The organism is Ferruginibacter yonginensis (assembly GCF_042651465.1).
GTDB lineage: Bacteria > Bacteroidota > Bacteroidia > Chitinophagales > Chitinophagaceae > Ferruginibacter > Ferruginibacter yonginensis.
This window is the reverse complement of sequence record NZ_JBHSCZ010000002.1, coordinates 296,878-313,642: the sequence shown is the minus strand read 5'-3', so window position 1 is coordinate 313,642 and position 16,765 is coordinate 296,878. Positions and strand designations below refer to the sequence as shown.

Below are 16,765 nucleotides of genomic sequence, written 5' to 3'. Positions count from 1 at the left end.
TTTTAAATGTTTTTGAATACACCTTAGATTTTAGAAGATAATTCTTTACCTGCTTTGAATTTAGCAACTTTCTTTGCTTTGATTTTAATAACAGCACCAGTTTGTGGGTTACGGCCGTTACGAGCAGCTCTTTTAGATACAGAGAAAGTACCAAAGCCTACTAAAGTTACTTTGTCGCCTTTCTTTAAAGTTTTAGTTACTGCATCTACAAAAGAGTCAACAGTTGCGTTAGCTTGTGTTTTTGTGATACCTGCGTCTTCAGCAATTTTTGCAATTAATTCTGCTTTGTTCATAATGAGTTTTTTGAAATTTTATAGTAGGGCAAATATAGAAGGTTTTTAATTGCAACAAAATTTTTTTAAGTCAATTTTAATTCACATTTCTTTGCTACAATGCGCTGTGCGTATGATTTTCATCAAAATAAATATATATCTAAAAAAAAGTAATTTTATTTAAATGCAGTACTGTATTGATTTTCAATAAAATAACAATCAACAAACCCTTTATGGATGCGGCTTTTAAGCGTTGAAAATTTACAAAAAATTATAAAAATACGTTTTGCACAATTAGTCCACAATTTGCATAAAAGTTCTAAAAGCAATGAATTGATCGCCCCATTTATCAAAAGCTTTTTGCCGCATACTATTTGCAAACTTTTCAATGTACAAATTATAGTTGCTTTTACTCTCTGCAAAATATTGAACAGCATAGGTAGGACCTTCACTTTCATCTATTTCTAAAATTTGTAAAACGGTGGCATTGGTAAAGCAACCAGTATCAATAATTTCAGGTATATGAATTTCTTTTAACCACTGCAACCAATTCGTTGCTATGGCATGTGTAACTTTAGTAGTAACGTTGTATACGAACATATTTTATATATTTATATCAACAAAAATAGGACAGTGATCACTGTGCTTTACATCAGGAAAAATTGCTGCACTTACCAATTGTGTTGATAAAGGCTTTGTAACACAGATATAATCAATACGCCAGCCTTTATTGTTTAAACGTACGCTCGGAAAACGCTGGCTCCACCAACTGTAATGATGTGGTGCTTTGTTGAAATGCCTAAAAGTATCAATCCAACCACTTTGTAAAAATTGGTCCATCCAAGCTCTTTCTTCTGGTAAAAAGCCCGATGATTTTTTGTTGCCTTTAGGGTCGTGAATATCAATTTCGTTATGAGCAATATTATAATCGCCACATAAAATAATTTTTGGATTTTTTTTACTTAAATCATTTAGGTAAGCTAGCATTTCATTGAGCCAAATGTATTTATACGCTTGCCTTTCATCGCCAGATGTGCCCGATGGGAAATAAGCATTAATTAATCGAACATCACCAAACTGTGCTTGTATAACTCGTCCTTCAAAATCGCTTACTTCATGGCCTGTGCCAATGTGAATGTTATCGGGTTTTATTTTTGAAAAAATAGCTACACCACTGTATCCTTTTTTTTGTGCTGAAAACCAATGATGGTGATAACCTAAAGCTTCCAATGCTGTTACATCAATATCGTTTTCGGTAGCTTTGGTTTCTTGTAAACAAACTACATCGGCAGGGTTGCTTTGTAACCAATCTATAAAGCCTTTTTTAATGGCAGCTCTTATACCATTTACATTGTAAGAAATTATACGCATACACTATTATAATGAATGTACAAGGTATAAAATAAAAGGCTTTTTTTAATTTATTTATGGGATGGGAAGCGTACAAATAAATTTACTACCAACACCAATTTTACTTTCTACAAAAATATCGCCCCCGTTTTTCTTTATAAACTCTTTGCAAAGCATTAGCCCCAAGCCAGTACCAGCTTCGTTAGATGTACCTTGAGTGGTAAAAAAGCTGTTACCAAATAAATTATTTTTAGTTTCGTCACTCATACCAGTGCCAGTATCTTCTACAAAAAATTCAACGTTATGTTCATTTTGTAAAGCACCAATTTTTACTTCACCATTTTGAGGTGTAAACTTTATAGCATTAGAAACTAGGTTTCGTAACACCAAGTTCATCATATTTTTATCAGCAAAAATGTAAGTAGCAGGGGTAGCTTTGTTTACGAGATAAATATTTTTTTGCTCCGCTTGTAAACGCAATACATTTTTTACTTCATCAATCACTTCATTAATTTCAATTAATTCAAAATCAACGGTAGCGCCGTTCATTTGGCTCTTTGCCCAAAGCAATAAATTTTCAAGTAAACCAGTGGTATAATTAAGATCATTCAAAATATCGGGTATTAATATCTTGATTTCTTCTGCAGGTAAATCATGTTTATGTACGCCATTAAATAAATTGCGTAAACCAAATACCGGCGCTTTTAAATCATGCGAAATAATTGAAAACAGTTTATCTTTTAACGAATTTAATTCACTTAATTCATCGGCTTTTGTTTTTAATGCAATAGCGTTTGCTTTAATTTCAATGGCCTGACTTGATATTTTTAGTTTATCTCTTTTTAAACGCTTGTTTCTATTCACCAAAATTTTTCTGTACGAGTTGGTCTCATTTTTTGTCATAAATAAAGTGAGCCCAATAAAAAACAAAGCAATAACATGGTTGGCAACATAAAAGGTAAAATTAATATCAGCTATTTTAATACCGTATTGTTGGTGAAATAATTCAACATATAAAAAACATACAATAGCTAGTGTAAATGCTAATGTTATGTGTATGATTTTATCAAGAAAATAAATGGCTAAAACACCATAAAGTATAAAGAAAAGTTCAATACCCATATCAATACCGCTTAAGTATACCAAAACGGTTGCTAAAGGATAAAATGTGAAATAGGTTAAATAGGCAGCATAATACTGCTTAAAACTATTAAATACAAGTACGCTTAAACTTATTAAAAAAGGTGAAACTGCGACAATCCATGCAATTAAAGGTAAATGCCCTTGTGTAAAAATACCACTAATAGGAACCGCTAAACCTGTTACAAAACCGAGAATGTTTATTTGATTAAAAATTTGAAGTTTTCTATTTGCAACAATATCTAAGGTATTAGAAAACCCTAAATTGGTTATTTTATTAAGTAAGGATTTTAGGGATAATGAAAAATTCATGTGGTTGTTTTAAAAGTAAAAGAGTGTTATTATTAAAGTATGCGTATAAATACCCATACTGTTGTTATAATGCTAAGTAATAACGACAAGTAACCCATGATAGTTTCCCCTTTTTTGTTTTTGACATGAAGATGACCCAATGGGAAAAATTTTATACAACTTTAAAAACACGACCAACATTTTTTTTATATATGTTGTATGGTTTGTACATAATATATAAAAAGCAAAAAGCCCTCATTCTGTGTTTAAACATTCAATGAGGGCTTTTTTAAAATTCAAAAAATTTATTCCATAATTGGTCTTAACCAGCGTTGCATTTCATTGATGGGCAATTTTTTACGACGTACATAATCATCAAATTGATCTTGCTCAATTTTGCCTACACCAAAATATTTGCTTTGTGGGTGTGCAAAATACCAACCACATACTGATGATGCAGGGTACATTGCTAACGATTCAGTTAAGTGAATACCTGTAGCAACTTCTCCACCTAATAATTCAAACAGTTTGTATTTTTCAGTATGGTCAGGGCAAGCAGGGTAGCCCGGTGCCGGACGAATACCCACATATTCTTCTTTAATTAATTGCTCATTACTGAGTTGTTCATTTTTTTGGTAGCCCCAATAATGCGTACGAGTTAGGTGGTGCATATACTCAGCTAATGCTTCGGCCAACCTATCGGCCAATGCTTGCAACATAATTTTGTTGTAATCATCTAAATTTTCTTCAAACCTTTTTATGTGTGGCTCAATACCTTCAATAGTTACAGAAAAAGCACCCAAGTAATCAGTACCATTGGTAGCAGGCATAATAAAATCAGCCAACGATAAATTAGGTTGATCAGCAGCTTTTTTAATTTGCTGCCTTAAAAACTGTAGCTCAACTTGGTTGTTTAGCAATACAGTATCAGGCGCTATTTTTTGAGCTTCCCAAAAACCTATAACAGCTTTGGCGTTTAACCATTTTTCTGAAACGAGCTGATGCAATAATTTTTGAGCATCGTTGTATAAATCAGTAGCTTGTTTGCCCACAATATTATCGCTCAATATTTGTGGAAACTTACCATGTAACTCCCATGCAATAAAAAATGGTTGCCAATCAATATAGGGTATTAATGTTGCAACATCTATTGAATCAAATATTTTAGTACCCGTAAATGTGGGTACTGTTGGTGTAAACAACTCCCAATCAATATTAAAAATATTTTGTTGCGCCGCTTCAAATGGCACGTATTGTTTTACTGTACGCTTGCTTGCAAAATCAGTTTTTAATTGTTCGTACTCATTTTTAATACTTTGTAAAAAAGCAGGTTTTTGTTCTTTACTTAATAAGCTGCCTGCTACGGTTACGCTTCTGCTAGCATCTAACACATGCACTACACCATGCTCGTACTCAGGCGCAATTTTTACAGCCGTGTGCATACGACTAGTGGTGGCACCGCCAATAAGTAAAGGAATGTTCATGTTTAAACGAGTCATTTCTTTACCAATGTGCACCATCTCATCAAGCGATGGTGTAATGAGGCCACTAAGGCCAATCATATCAACATTGTGCTTTTGAGCTTCAGCTAAAATTTTATCTGCAGAAACCATTACACCAAGGTCAATAATATCATACCCATTGCAACCCAACACTACACCCACAATATTTTTACCAATATCATGCACATCGCCTTTTACGGTAGCCAATAATATTTTAGCGGCACCTGCAGCTTCCTCATTTACAGTACCTGCGGCAATATGGGCATTTTTTCTATCTTCTTTTTCTTGTTCAATAAATGGGGTTAAAACAGCTACGGCTTTTTTCATAACCCTTGCACTTTTTACCACTTGTGGTAAAAACATTTTACCAGCACCAAATAAGTCGCCTACAATGTTCATACCGTCCATTAATGGGCCTTCAATAACATCAAGCGGTCTATCATATTTTAAACGGGCTTCTTCTGTATCAGCATCAATATAATCTGTAATACCATTTACTAAAGCATGTGCTAAACGTTTTTCAACAGGTTCATTACGCCAGCGTTCATCTTTTACAATTTCTTTTCCTTTGGCTTTTACAGTTTCGGCAAATTGAATGAGTTTTTCGGTGGCTTCGTTATTATCGTTGTTACGATTGAGCAAAACATCTTCACAAAGTTGTTTAAGCAGTGGTTCAATTTCATCATACACTACTAACTGCCCGGCATTTACGATACCCATATCCATACCGGCTTTAATAGCATGGTATAAAAACACACTGTGTATGGCTTCCCTCACATGATCGTTACCTCTAAACGAAAATGATACATTGCTTACTCCACCACTTACTTTGGTGAGTGGCATTATTTGTTTGATGGTACGAGTGGCTTCAATAAAATCCACTGCATAATTATTATGTGATTCAATACCGGTAGCAACGGCGAAAATATTGGGATCAAAGATGATATCTTGCGGATCAAAATGCAATTGTTGGGTTAAAATGTTGTAGGCTCTTGAACAAATTTCAACTTTACGCTCTTTGGTGTCTGCTTGTCCTTTTTCATCAAACGCCATTACAATTACAGCAGCCCCAAAATCTTTACAGATGGTGGCTTGCTCTATAAACTTTGCTTCGCCTTCTTTTAATGAAATGGAGTTTACAATACATTTGCCTTGTGCACATTTTAAACCAGCTTCAATAATTTCAAATTTGCTGCTATCAATCATTACAGGTATTAAAGCAATATCTGGCTCTGATTGTAATAAATTCATGAAGGTGGTCATTGCTTCAACACCATCAAGCAAGGCATCATCCATATTCACATCAATAATTTGAGCACCACTTTCCACTTGTTGTCTGGCAACTGAAAGGGCTTCTTCGTATTTATTTTCTTTAATAAGTCTGGCAAATTTTTTACTACCGGTAACATTGGTACGTTCGCCTACATTTATAAAATTAGTTTCGGGCCTTACAACCAACGGCTGCAAACCACTTAAACGTAAATAGGGGTGTATGGTATTCATGAATAAATTCTAATTTTTAAATAGCATTAATTTTGGTAAGATGTTAAGCAGTAACAACAACGGGCAATGGCCTTGGTTTATAGTGTTGCACCGCATTGGCAATATGTTTTATATGATCAGGTGTTGTGCCACAACAACCCCCTACAATATTTAAAAAGCCTTTAGCGGCCCATTCTTCAATAATATGGGCTGTTTCATGCGGTTGTTCATCGTACTCACCAAATGCATTGGGTAAACCTGCGTTAGGGTAAGCCGATGTAAAGCATTGGGCAATTGATGACAACTCCTCTACATGAGGGCGCATTTCGCTAGCACCTAATGCACAATTTAAACCAACGCTTAAAGGGTTGGCATGCATTACGGATATGTAAAAAGCTTCTAAAGTTTGACCGCTAAGTGTACGGCCCGATGCATCGGTGATGGTACCACTAATCATAATTGGAAGTGGTGTTTTTTGTTGTTTTCTAAAATATTGGTTGATGGCAAAAATGGCCGCTTTGGCATTGAGGGTATCAAAAATAGTTTCTATTAATAAAATATCAACACCGCCATTTACTAGGCCATCAATTTGTTCGGTGTAGGCTGTTACCACTTCATCAAAAGTAACGGCTCTAAAACCAGGGTTATTTACATCTGGCGAAAGGGATAATGTTTTATTGAGAGGACCAATAGCACCTGCAACAAACCTTGGTTTAGCAGGGTTTTGAGTGGTATATTTATCTGCTGCTTTACGAGCACATTGAGCAGATGCTACATTCATTTCGTAAGCCAATACTTGCATATCATAATCTGCTTGAGCAATACTGGTACTGCTAAACGTATTGGTTTCAATAATATCAGCACCGGCTGCCAAGTATTGTTCGTGTATGCCTTCAATAATACTTGGCTGAGTAATGCTCAATAAATCATTATTGCCCTTAACATCTTTATGCCAGTTGCTGAAACGTTCACCACGGTAATCGTTCTCTTGTAATTTATGGCGTTGAATCATAGTACCCATAGCACCATCAATTACCAAAATTCGTTCTTTTAAAATCGCTTTAATATCCATATAAAATGTGTTTCATCTTTTTAAAATGAAATAATTTATGAACTATATAATACGATTTGCAGATCCGCAGCAGGGTGATTGTAGGAAATGTGCCTCGTTTATTAGTTCAGTTTTTTGAGAGATGCAAGTGGGTGAACAATAAACAAATCCTTCCACTTACTGTACAAAAGTACAATATGTTACGGTGTTTACAAAGCGGTAGGTTACTAATAGGGGAATAAAAAAAATCCCTCCAAGTTGTGGAGGGATTTTTTTAAAAAAGAATACAATTACTTGTAATAGTATACAACGCCTTTTTTCATTGATTGTTTGATACCGAAATTATCTGCTTTATCAGAAAGCATCAAAATGAAAGGAGCACCTAAATCAGCAGCATCTTGCTTAATTCTTTTGGTTGCTTTTTTATCTGCAGAACCAGCTGAGTTATAACTAATAAAGCCAGATGTTTTTCCTTTAACTTCTTCACCTTTTCTTAAACCAACAACTTGAGCTGCACTGGTTAAAATTTGTACGTTTTCCCAATCATCTTTATCGCCAATAACGATTTTTTCAGTAATGTTTTCAACCCTGTTACTTGATCCGTATGTAATTTTTGCAACGGCAAATTTACCAATGGTTTGTTCAGCATCTTCACCAGGGTATTTGTAAGTAATTGTTTCTTCACCTACTTTTAAAATTTTTACATCCAATGTTTCACCACTGTGTTTTAACATTTTGTCGGCTGTTTGAGCAAAAGAAACTGTCATAAGGGTTGCTGCTAGCAAACTTAAGATTAATTTTTTCATGTTAGTTTAATTTTTTTTGTAAAAATAGTAGAATATAATTGCTGACAAAATAAAATTAACGAAGGTTTAATTTCTTAATTTGAAATATAATGATCAACCGTAATACGGTTGCTAATGCTTTTTGCAAGCGTCATTTCATCAGCAAACTCTAATTCGCCACCAAATGCAATACCCCTTGCAATAGTGGTAATTTTTACATTGGTTTCTTTGAGCATTCTGCCAATATAATAAATAGTGGTATCGCCTTGTATATTAGGGTTTAGGGCAAAAATCACCTCTTCAATGGCTTCATTTTGAATACGATTTACTAAGGCTTCAATGGTGAGCTGTTCAGGACCAAGGCCATCAAGTGGAGAAATTACACCGCCTAAAACATGGTATAAGCCACTAAATTGTTGGGTGTTTTCAATAGCAATTACGTCTCTAATATTTTCAACTACACAAATGGTGTTTTGCTGGCGCATAGGGTTGCTGCAAATATTACAGGTAACAGTATCAGATATGTTATAGCAACGATTGCAAAATTTAATTTCGTTACGCATTTTAGCAATGGTATTACTGAAATGAGCCACCAAAGTTTCATCTTGTTTTACTAAATGCAATACCAACCGTAGTGCTGTTTTTTTGCCAATGCCGGGCAATTTGGCAAATTCGTTCACGGCGTTTTCTAATAATTGAGAAGAGAATTGCATAGCTGCAAAATTATTGATTGTAAAAGTATTTTACAGGTTAATTTCTCTTTCATTATCCCAATCAGCTCGTATGCTTAATTTTTGTGGTAAAGTGACAACTAGCTCGGGTTGTAACTGTTGGGTATAGTTGCCCGGCGTCCAAACACCATCTTTATTTTTATCATATAAAATGCGAACCGTATAATCGCCTGGGGGAAAACGCTTGCTTACAAACTCAGTGCTTGTAATAGGAAATGCCATTTTTATAGCATCACTCACTACAAATTGAATAACGGGGTTTTTGGTTAAATCAATATCGTTAAAACGAAGTATGAGGCGACCATAATCTTCTTCTCTTTTGGTATTAAAAGTAATGGTATCACTTTTAGTTAAGCTCACATTTGCCGAATCTGTAACGGCCGTTTGTGCAATCACTAATTTTAAAGGTGTGGCTGGTGACCAAGCGGTGTTGAATCGTATAACTTTTGCCGTACTATCTAAACTAAATTTTACATTGGGTAGGCGTTTGTAAAATGTATCTGCAATATAAATTTTATTAGTATCGATGTTTTTTAGTGCGTTGGTAAAGGTAATTTCAAGCGGTTGTAATAAATCCTGCGCTCCTGTTAAATTGGTATTATAGCGTAATTTTTTTTCGGTGGCACTTCTAATAACGCCTGCTACTGCATTGGTGGTTATTGTATTAGCAATTGCTTTTTGTTCTGCATATGCATAAAGTGTAATGTTACTATTGCTGTTAATTTTTTTATTGGCAAAGGCAAATATTTCAGCTTTGGAGTTGTAGGTTTTGCCACCATCGCCATCTTTTAATGCATAAATATTGAAGGTGGTGTTGGGTAAATTATTAAACCTAAAAGTACCATCGCTGTTTACTTTAGCAATATAGTTGGGTTTCTTTTTTAAAACAGTAGTATCAACAGCATTGGTGTAAAGCATTACTATTAAAGTAGAGTCGTACAAACCTGTTTCGGCCAATATTACCTTACCTGTTATAAAGTTGCTATCAATAAAAGCACCGGTTGAAAAAGCATAGGTAAAATTTTGGTAGATGTTGCCTTCGTTAATGTCTTTAATGGCGTTACCGAAATTAATATTATAAGTGGTATTGGGCAGCAATGAGTCTCTAAATTTTAAACTAATGCTACGTGGGTTCGTTATTATAATTGGGTTTCGGTTTTGTAGGGGAGAAATTAATAGGTTTTGCTGTAAATCCTGCACATCAATATATTCATTAAACTCAAAAGTAATTTTGCTGTTGGTAACATTTACACTACCATAACTTGGAGAAGCTCTTACTAACTTGGGCGCAAGAGTATCTTTAACACCACCGGTAGGTAAGCCAATTTGAGCGCAACTTCCAAAAATTGAAATGATTATGGCAATTGAAAATAGGGAACCCAAAACCGAATGTATTTTATAGCGCATTAATTTTAAGCATTGTTTCATCAAAAGTAACTCGATAAAGCTTATTGTTTAAAATATTAACCAAATAAAATGTTATTGAGCTAGTTTTGTAGCACGACTTTTGGTTCAGTATAAAAAACATAAAAAGTATTATGAAAAAATTTGTATTAGCATTTATATTAATTGCAACAACCCCTGTTTTATTTGCACAAGCTTACGAAACACAAATGGAATATAGTAAGGTAAGCCAACCTGCTGTAGCTATGGAGTATAAATACCCTAAAGAAACAGTAGAAAAATCATTAACAGATAAAGTAGAACGTATGGGCTTTAAACTTAAAAGCAGCAAAGGCTTTTTAGTTGCTAGTAATGCTATTATTGGTAGTATTAGCCCTAGTGCACAAGATTACATTTTTGATATTAGCAGAAAAAGTAAGAAAGAAAAAGACATAACTATTGTTACGCTTATCATCAATTCAAATGGATCAAACGCCACAACCATTAATGCTGCAAGTGCAAAATCGTTTTTAGCAGAAATGTTACCTACAATTGAGGCATTACATACTGATAATTTAGTGAACGATCAATTTGAAGTTGTTACAAAAGCACAAAAAAAATTAAAGAATTTGCAAGATGATCAATCAAGTATGGAAAAGAAAATAAAGAACTTACAAGATGATTTATCAAAAAATGCAAAAGACCAAGCAGATCAGCAAAAAGAAATAATAAAACAACAAGAAATATTAGATGTTTTAAAAGCCAAAAAAACAAACCCATAAATTATTAAAGGGCGCTTCAAACCAGAAGCGCCCTTTGTTTTTAATCTTCATTTGCTTCATCATTCATTTCGTGTAAAGCAATTGCTAGTTCATTATTTTTCACAAAGTTACACCACTTACAATCTGGCTTGCCGCAGCCTGTGTAAAAGTCTTTTGCTTGTATTTTATTCCAAACTGTTACAATTTGTTCTCTTACCAAATTGGTATCAGTGGGAGAAATCACTATTTTTTCTTTTCGGTATTTTTTGTTTTTATCTGGCTCCACAAAATCAAATTCAGTGCTTACTACTTGCCAATCTTTTTGTGGGTAATTGTCTATTAAAATTTTGTAAAAAATAGCTTGTCGCCAATAATTTCCACCTAACTCATTTTTATCATTGGGGCCTTTCAATTCTTCCAAAGCATTATCAACGTTACCTGTTTTATAATCAACAACGTTGATGTTTTTGCCATCAAATTCAAGCTTATCCATTTTGCCTTTTAAAGGTACACCATCAACCACTACGCCTCTAATGTTGCGTTCTACCGCTACCACTTTGTTCCATTGTTGAACATAGGTGTCGTAATAGTTTGTAAGCACTGTTTCGCCATACTCCATTCTTCGAGCAAATTGTTCTTTGGTGAAATTTTCACGATGGCGGTGCATATACCAATTAAAATCAGCCATTAAATCCGCTTTGCTTCCAAAGGTTTCTTTGCCACCATCTTGCATTTTTTTAAATAGTTGCTCTAGCGCATGGTGAATAGCACTACCAAATTCTGTTGCTTCGCTTTTGCCAGAAGGTATACGAATTAAATTGCCGTAATAAAATTGTAGCGGACATTTTAAATAGTTGTTTAGCGCCGTAACATTCATTGCAAATTTGCTCAGTATTTGCTCAATAAAATCAGCCTCTATATGAGCAATTTCAGGTGCTTGTGCTGTAAATTGTAAACTGTTAAAAATTGCCATTTCATCATCAGATAAACTAATTTTTTCAACGGGTAAATGATGTACTTGTTGTATTTCTGCAATAAACATTGACGGCTCTAAGCCTTTGCCTTCGTTATTATATTTTGCAAACGAAATATATAGGTATTTCTCGGCCCTTGTTAAAGCAACAAAAAACAATCGCCTTAACTCCTCATTTACTGCCAATGGCGAAGGCGCCGCATTAAACACAGTATCTGGCAAGATGTAACCACCATTTGGCTTGCGCTTTTTTTCCCAAGCGTTGGCATTTACACCAGCAAAAAATACATAGGTAAACTCTAAACCTTTTGAGCCATGTGCCGTGAGCAAATTCACACTTTTTTCGTTGCCACTTACTTCAACCATGTTTATGGGTAATGACTCTTTGGCCATTAAATCAATGATATCAATAAAGCCATTTAAATTGAGGTAGGGGTTTCTGCTCGTTTCTGCTTTTACAAAATCAAACAAAGCTGTTAGTACTTGTAACAACCTCAATTTTTCATTGCTTTGCATCACATATTTAAGCACCCCAGCATTACGAATAACATTATCAATTAACTGTTGTAGCGATACATTTGCAACATCAGCAATTAACTGCTCTAGCATAGCGCTGGTGCTTACAAGGTTTTTATTTAAGCCCTCATCAAATAAATTTTGTGGAGGCCTTGTAGCTTTATCAACCAATAAACGCCTTAGCGATGATGAAGGGTCAGTATATTTTTTTGTACTGGCTTCTACGGTTAATTTAGCAATATCTATGGGAGCAATTTTATAAAAATCGAAGTGTAAAATTTTAAACAACATTTCATCACCACCGTAAGGAATATCATGTTCTGCATTAAGGTAACGTAAAATGGTAAGTACTTTATCAATAAAAGGATCTTGTAAAATGTTAAAGCTACGTTTACTGTAAACAGGTATATTTTGTAACCTACAATACTGTGCCAACGCTTCGCCATACTTATTTTCTTTATAAATAATGGCAATTGCCCCTGGTGCAACACCGTTAGCTAGCAGGCCAACAATATTGTTGGTAATGCCTGCCATTTCTTCTTTAACACTATTATATTCCCTAATAATAGGGTTAATGGTAAGGTTTGCAAATTTGCTATTAGCACTTTTTAAATCTTTTGAAAGCCCTGGTATTTGCGTAACCAACCTTTCTTGGTTGTTGTTGATAAGCGTTTTTGAAATATCTAGAATGGGCTGTGTGCTGCGGTAGTTATTGGTGAGTACAACAGTTATTAAATCTTTTTCATAGGCATTGGCGAAATTGAGCATGTTTTCAACATTAGCGCCTTGAAACCTGTAAATACTTTGATCATCATCGCCTACAACAAACACATTTGGTTTTTCCCAATAGCTGATGAGCAATTGTACCAATCGGTTTTGTGTGCCACTGGTATCTTGGTATTCATCAACCAAAATGTATTGAAATCGCTCTTGATAATTGGCTAATACCGTAGGGTTTTCTTCAAAAGCTTTAATCACCCAATTGATCATATCATCAAAATCGTACCGGTTACGCTCTCTCATAAGCTGTTGGTAATGATCAAACTCATTTACAGCGGCACGCAGTTTTTCTTTTTTTTCAACTTCTTCTTTAATCTTATCCAACCTCACTTCGCCTTTTTTAAAATCTTTGGTAGCCCTTTTGGTAATATACTCATCACGTAAGGGTAGGCTTTCAATGTATGCATCAATTTTTTGGTTGATGAAAGAAGCCGTCCACCCCTCTCTTTTCATGGTAGAAAATAATTGGCGAAGGTTATTAATTTCATAGTACACATCGCCTCGGTATCTTTTTAGCGGATTGTCTTTTTGAAATTGATCAATCAATGTTTTGAAAAGCTGTATATTTTCTAACTCAGAAATGGCATCTAAACTATTTTTTTCAAATAGTGATAAGTTATCTTGAATAACATCGTTACAAAAGGCATGAAAAGTGTAAATGTTTACTTTGTAGGCATCAGCACCAATAAATTGTTGTAATCGCTTACGCATTGCAATGGCGCCTGCATCGGTATAAGTAAGACATAAAATATTTTCTGGTAAGTTATCGGGCATCAATAATATTTTAGAAATACGGGCTGCTAAAATTTGTGTTTTGCCTGTGCCCGGGCCTGCTATTACCATAACAGGGCCTTCGGTATTATTAACAGCAATTTGTTGTTGTTCATTTAGCTGATGATACGTTTCATTAAATTTTGAAAGCAATTGTTGTTGGTACGAAGCCATGAAAAAAAATTTTTATATGTAGAAAAGCGAATTTGCCAAAATAGTAAAAAGTAGGTACACTTTTAAGCGTTTCTTTACATTTCGTAAAAAAATTAAAGCGCATGAGTAAAGTGTATCACTTAAATACCGTTCAGTTTTTGCCTTGTAGTATGGATAAAGCGTGGGAATTTTTTAGCAACCCAGCCAATTTGGCTACCATAACACCTGATAATTTAAACTTTAAAATATTATCAAAAAATTTAGGCCCTGTGTACGCCGGTCAAATTATTGAATACAATGTACACCCAATATTAGGCATTCCATTGTATTGGATGACAGAAATTACGCATGTAGAAAAACATCGTTTTTTTGTTGATGAACAACGTTTTGGCCCTTATGTAATGTGGCACCATCAACATCATTTTAAAGAAGTGCCTGGCGGTGTAGAAATGACGGATATCGTACACTATAAATTACCATTTTGGTTTTTAGGTGATATTGCCCAAGTGTTATTTGTAAAAAAGCAATTGAAAGGTATTTTTGATTTTAGGGTTAAAAAAGTAGATGAACTTTTTGGAACAAAGTAGTAGCAATAATAAAATATGTAAAGCTTGGTAAAAATTACCAAGCTTTTTTAATGCTGTAAACCCATATTACCACTCGTTTTGTACTTTAAAATACTTGTTGTTACTGCATTTAAGGTATATGATTTCATAATTTTTAAAAATTATTATTGAAAATCAATAAGTTACAAATGTTCGGTAAAAAAATAGTTTCAAAATTGGTGATAATTCAAAAGCAAATAGCCTACTTTTGCACCTCATTTTAAAAAGCTGTGGGGATAGCCACAGGTTCACTTAAACAAAAATAACAATGAGTAAATTACATTTCACCACAAAACATGCTAACGAGGCTACTGTACAGCGTAATTGGTACGTTGTTGACGGTACTAATCAAACCGTAGGGCGCATGTGTGCTAAAATCGCAGCCATTCTTAGAGGTAAGAACAAAGCGTACTACACTCCACACGTTGATTGCGGAGATTATATTATTGTAACTAACTGCGAAAAGGTAGTTTTTACAGGTAATAAAATGGAAGATAAAGAGTATTTAACTTTTAGTGGCTACCCTGGTGGACAAAAAGGTGAAGCAGCAAAAAATCTATTGAAGCGTCGTCCAGAAGTGGTAATAGAAAGAGCTGTAAAAGGTATGTTACCTAAAAACCGCTTAGGCCGTCAGATATACAAAAAATTATTTGTATATGCAGGTGCTGAACATCCACATGGTGCACAAAAACCACAAGATTTAAACTTTAACCGCAAATAAAAATTAGGCTAATTATTGTGTTTTTAAACATAGTAATAACCAGCAACATATAAAAAATGGAAAAGCAAACAAACGCAGTAGGTCGCAGAAAAGAAGCTGTTACTCGTGTTTTCCTTAGCAAAGGCGAAGGTAGCATCACAGTTAATGGTAAAGACTACAAAACATATTTCCCGTTAGTATACTTGCAAAACCAAGTATTAACGCCACTAAAAACTGTTGAAGCAGCTGATAAATACAATGTAGTTATCAATGCAACTGGTGGTGGTGTTAAAGGCCAAGCAGAAGCAGCTAAGTTGGGTATTGCACGTGCTTTAATTGAAGCAAATGCTGATTTACGCCCTGTATTAAAAGCAGCTGGTTTATTAACAAGAGATTCACGTTCAGTAGAGCGTAAAAAACCAGGTAAAAAGAAAGCAAGAAAAAGCTTCCAGTTCAGCAAGCGTTAATATTGGAAGGTGTATACTGGCTTGGGTGTACAACACCTTTGCCTTACTTATACGTAGCATCATAATTTTTAAAAATTACTTTAATACTAAACAATGGAAAATAATACTTCCTTACAACAGCAGCTACTAGAAGCAGGCGTTCACTTTGGTCACCTAAAGAAAAAATGGAACCCAAAAATGCTTCCTTACATCTTTGCAGAAAAGAAAGGAATTCATATTATCGATCTTAATAAAACTGTAGAAGGTTTGCAAGAAGCAGCAGCTGCTATGAAAGCAATTGCTCGTAGCGGTAAAAAAATCATGTTTGTTGCAACTAAAAAGCAAGCAAAAGAAATTGTACAAGAATGTGCAAAACGTGTAAACATGCCTTTCGTAACAGAACGTTGGTTAGGTGGTATGCTTACAAATTTTAACACTGTACGTAAGAGTGTTAAAAAAATGCAGAGCATTGATAAAATGTTAGGCGATGCAAGTATTGAAAACTTGAACAAAAAAGAAAGATTAACCTTAGCTCGTGAGAGAGATAAAATGGAGAAAGTATTAGGCGGTATTGCTCAGATTAGCCGTGTACCATCTGCTTTATTTTTGGTTGATATTGGTCACGAACACATCGCTTTAGCTGAAGCTAAGCGTTTAAACATCAGCACATTTGGTATGGTTGATACCAATGCTGATCCTAATAAAGTTGATTTCGCTATCCCTGCAAACGACGATGCTACAAAATCAATTGCTATTATTGTTAACTACATTACTGCAGCCATTGCTGAAGGTTTAGAAGAGCGTTTAAGCAGTAAAGATGAAGATAATGGTGATGATATTGAAGAAAGCCCAGAAGCTAAAGCTGCTCGTTTTGAAAACAAGCAAGATGGTGGTGAAGACAGAAGAAGAGGCGGTGGCCGTGGTGCAGCAGGTGCTCCAAAGCGTAGAGTAGCTGGCCCAGGTACAGGTGGCAGAAAGCCAGCTGGTAAGTAATATAAATACTTGGTTTAAAAAGTTACTTTCATAACAATTTGTTGAAGTATACTTTTTTAATAAAGCCATGTAGTACATTA

At 34.6% G+C, this 16,765-nt stretch carries 15 protein-coding genes; 5 read left to right on the top strand and 10 right to left on the bottom strand.

The genetic code is table 11. The features are described from left to right. Positions 1–23: 23 nt before the first annotated feature. The 9 genes from ACFOWM_RS08495 to ACFOWM_RS08455 form a co-directional block, all read right to left on the bottom strand. Entirely contained in the window at positions 24–293 is a 270-nt protein-coding gene (locus tag ACFOWM_RS08495) for an HU family DNA-binding protein (RefSeq protein WP_379708835.1), read from the bottom strand. A gap of 273 nt (positions 294–566) precedes the next feature. After that, the gene (locus tag ACFOWM_RS08490; RefSeq protein WP_379708833.1) at positions 567–872 is read right to left on the bottom strand and encodes a DUF4286 family protein; all 306 of its coding nucleotides are present in this window, start codon (positions 870–872) and stop codon (positions 567–569) included. A 3-nt stretch (positions 873–875) separates the two neighbouring features. After that, complete coding sequence (locus ACFOWM_RS08485; protein ID WP_379708831.1) at positions 876–1,643, bottom strand: exodeoxyribonuclease III; 768 nt, start codon at positions 1,641–1,643, stop codon at positions 876–878. Between the two features lie 54 nt (positions 1,644–1,697). Continuing rightward, on the bottom strand, positions 1,698–3,074 hold the full coding sequence (locus ACFOWM_RS08480) for an ATP-binding protein (RefSeq protein WP_379708829.1): 1,377 nt from the start codon (positions 3,072–3,074) through the stop codon (positions 1,698–1,700). Between the two features lie 284 nt (positions 3,075–3,358). Continuing rightward, the gene (gene metH / locus ACFOWM_RS08475) at positions 3,359–6,058 is read right to left on the bottom strand and encodes a methionine synthase (protein WP_379708827.1); all 2,700 of its coding nucleotides are present in this window, start codon (positions 6,056–6,058) and stop codon (positions 3,359–3,361) included. Between the two features lie 43 nt (positions 6,059–6,101). Beyond that, positions 6,102–7,109, bottom strand: coding sequence for a homocysteine S-methyltransferase family protein (locus ACFOWM_RS08470; protein WP_379708825.1), 1,008 nt, complete (start codon positions 7,107–7,109; stop codon positions 6,102–6,104). A gap of 269 nt (positions 7,110–7,378) precedes the next feature. Beyond that, on the bottom strand, positions 7,379–7,894 hold the full coding sequence (locus tag ACFOWM_RS08465; RefSeq protein ID WP_379708823.1) for a hypothetical protein: 516 nt from the start codon (positions 7,892–7,894) through the stop codon (positions 7,379–7,381). 74 nt (positions 7,895–7,968) lie between these two features. Continuing rightward, positions 7,969–8,586: a recombination mediator RecR gene (recR, locus tag ACFOWM_RS08460; RefSeq protein ID WP_379708821.1), complete on the bottom strand. Its 618-nt coding sequence runs from the start codon at positions 8,584–8,586 to the stop codon at positions 7,969–7,971. A 30-nt stretch (positions 8,587–8,616) separates the two neighbouring features. Next, the gene (locus ACFOWM_RS08455) at positions 8,617–9,987 is read right to left on the bottom strand and encodes an Ig-like domain-containing protein (protein WP_379708819.1); all 1,371 of its coding nucleotides are present in this window, start codon (positions 9,985–9,987) and stop codon (positions 8,617–8,619) included. Between the two features lie 155 nt (positions 9,988–10,142). On the opposite strand from ACFOWM_RS08455, the gene ACFOWM_RS08450 reads away from it, so the two are divergent. Beyond that, positions 10,143–10,769, top strand: a complete 627-nt coding sequence (locus tag ACFOWM_RS08450; RefSeq protein ID WP_379708817.1) for a hypothetical protein — start codon at positions 10,143–10,145, stop codon at positions 10,767–10,769. 40 nt (positions 10,770–10,809) lie between these two features. On the opposite strand, the gene ACFOWM_RS08445 is transcribed toward ACFOWM_RS08450, so the two are convergent. Beyond that, the gene (locus ACFOWM_RS08445; protein WP_379708815.1) at positions 10,810–13,962 is read right to left on the bottom strand and encodes an ATP-dependent helicase; all 3,153 of its coding nucleotides are present in this window, start codon (positions 13,960–13,962) and stop codon (positions 10,810–10,812) included. 101 nt (positions 13,963–14,063) lie between these two features. Here ACFOWM_RS08445 and ACFOWM_RS08440 point away from each other — a divergent pair, with 101 nt between their 5' ends. From ACFOWM_RS08440 to rpsB, 4 genes are all read left to right on the top strand, one after another. After that, positions 14,064–14,528 (top strand): SRPBCC family protein, encoded by a 465-nt coding sequence (locus ACFOWM_RS08440; protein ID WP_379708813.1) that lies wholly within the window; start codon positions 14,064–14,066, stop codon positions 14,526–14,528. 286 nt (positions 14,529–14,814) lie between these two features. Continuing rightward, complete coding sequence (rplM, locus tag ACFOWM_RS08435; protein ID WP_379708811.1) at positions 14,815–15,267, top strand: 50S ribosomal protein L13; 453 nt, start codon at positions 14,815–14,817, stop codon at positions 15,265–15,267. A 56-nt stretch (positions 15,268–15,323) separates the two neighbouring features. After that, entirely contained in the window at positions 15,324–15,713 is a 390-nt protein-coding gene (gene rpsI, locus ACFOWM_RS08430; protein WP_379708809.1) for a 30S ribosomal protein S9, read from the top strand. A gap of 93 nt (positions 15,714–15,806) precedes the next feature. Then, positions 15,807–16,685 (top strand): 30S ribosomal protein S2, encoded by an 879-nt coding sequence (gene rpsB, locus ACFOWM_RS08425; protein ID WP_379708807.1) that lies wholly within the window; start codon positions 15,807–15,809, stop codon positions 16,683–16,685. Positions 16,686–16,765 lie beyond the last annotated feature (80 nt).